Annotated in this window: 2 protein-coding genes; both read left to right on the plus strand. The window is 73.3% G+C overall.

From position 1 onward, the window contains the following. Positions 1-150 precede the first annotated feature (150 nt). Positions 151-1638, plus strand: a complete 1488-nt coding sequence (locus ET526_RS20960) for a site-specific DNA-methyltransferase (protein ID WP_135471024.1) — start codon at positions 151-153, stop codon at positions 1636-1638. Further along, on the plus strand, positions 1628-1893 hold a 266-nt coding region (locus ET526_RS20965), incomplete at its 3' end, for a ParB/Srx family N-terminal domain-containing protein (RefSeq protein ID WP_158295664.1). The genes ET526_RS20960 and ET526_RS20965, both read left to right, overlap by 11 nt.

The raw sequence follows: 1893 nt of genomic DNA on the forward strand, positions 1-1893 counted from the left end.
GGCTCGCGAGCCGCAGGGTCCTTCCTGGGCCCGCCGTATGCGGGAAGCGGAAGCGCGCAAGGTTTCTAGCGCCAGGCCAGTTTTCCAGGTTGCCAGCGTTGCGCAGTTGCCAGCCGCGCCGGCCACCATTCCACGATCACGCAGGTGCAGATGCCCCAGGCCCCATGGTCTGCGAGCGCCGTCGAGGCGCGCGCGGTCGCCTCGCTGCTGCCCTATGCCGGCAATGCGCGCACGCATTCGCCCGAGCAGGTGGCGCAGATCGCGGCCAGCATCCTCGAGTTCGGCTTCGTCGCGCCGGTGCTGGTGGACGAGCGCGGCGAGCTCATCGCCGGCCACGGCCGGCTGCTGGCGGCGCAGTCCCTTGGCCTCGACACCGTCCCCACCATCGTGCGGGCCGGCCTCACCGAGGCGCAGAAGGCCGCCTATCGGCTGGCCGACAACCGCATCGCGCTGAACGCGGGATGGGACGAGGCGCTGCTGGCCACCGAGGTGGCGAAGCTGCAGGAGATGGGCGGGATCGACCTCGCCCTGACCGGCTTCGGGGCGGAGGAGATCGACCGGCTGCTGGCCGGGCTGGAGGCGGTGGCAACCGAGCCTGGCAACGGGGCGGTTGCCAGCCCGACGGTTGCCACCGGCAACCCGCCAGACGAGGGGGTGGGGGAGGGCGAGGCGGCCGAGGATCCGGCCGACGCCGAGGCTGTGGCGCCCCGTGCGGCGGTCACCCGCCTGGGCGACCTGTGGATGCTCGGCGAGCACCGGCTGCTCTGCGGCGATAGCACCGATGCGGCCTCGGTCGCCCGCGTGATGGAGACGGAGCGCGCGGCGCTGCTGTTCACCTCCCCGCCCTACGGGAACCAGCGGGCCTACACGACGGGCGGCGTGTCCGACTGGGACGCGCTGATGCAGGGCGTCTTCCGGCATCTCGGCGCCGCCCTGCGGCCGGACGGCCAGGTGCTGGTGAACCTCGGCCTGATCCACCGCGACGGCGAATGGCAGCCCTACTGGCAGGGCTGGCTCGACGGGATGCGGGCGCAGGGCTGGCGGCGCTTCGCCCTCTACGCCTGGGACCAGGGGCCGGGCCTGCCGGGGGACTGGAACGGCCGGCTCGCGCCGGCCTTCGAGCTGGTGTTCCACTTCAACCGCGAGGCGCGGCCGCCCAACAAGATCGTCCCCTGCAAATGGGCCGGCACGCCGAACAAGGGCAGCGGGCTGCGCGCCGCCGACGGCGCGGTGAAGGCCTACACCCACATCGGCCTGCCGGTGCAGGAGATGCGCATCCCCGACAGCGTGCTGCGCATCACCCGCCACAAGGCCAGGGGCATCGAGACCGAGCACCCGGCGGTGTTCCCGGTCGCGCTGCCGGAGTTCCTGATGCGCGCCTACACGGACGAGGGCGACACCGTGTTCGAGCCGTTCGGCGGCTCCGGCACGACCATCCTGGCGGGGCAGCGCACTGGGCGGCGCGTCCGCGCCATCGAGCTTGCTCCTGCCTATGTCGACCTGGCGATTGCCCGCTGGCGGATGCTGCATCCCGCACTGCCGGTGACGCTGGCCGACGACGGGCGCGATTACGACGCCGTCGCCGCGGCGCGTGCGGGCGACGCCGTCCAGGCGGGGGAGGCGGCGCATGCTGCCTGATCTGCGCGTGGAGCGGCTGCCGGTCGCCTCGCTCGTCCCCTATGCGGCGAATGCGCGGCAGCACCCGCCCGAGCAGGTGGCGCAGCTGGCCGCCTCGATCGGCGAGTTCGGCTTCACCGTGCCGGTGCTGGTGGACGATGCGGGTGTGCTGATCGCCGGCCACGGCCGCATCCTGGCCGCCAGGGCGCTCGGCCTCGAGGCGGTCCCGGCGATCCGCCTGTCGCATCTGACCGAGGCGCAGGCGCGGGCCTATCG

Origin of the sequence: Crenalkalicoccus roseus, from assembly GCF_004761865.1 — a bacterium.
GTDB classification, from domain to species: Bacteria; Pseudomonadota; Alphaproteobacteria; order Acetobacterales; family Acetobacteraceae; genus Crenalkalicoccus; species Crenalkalicoccus roseus.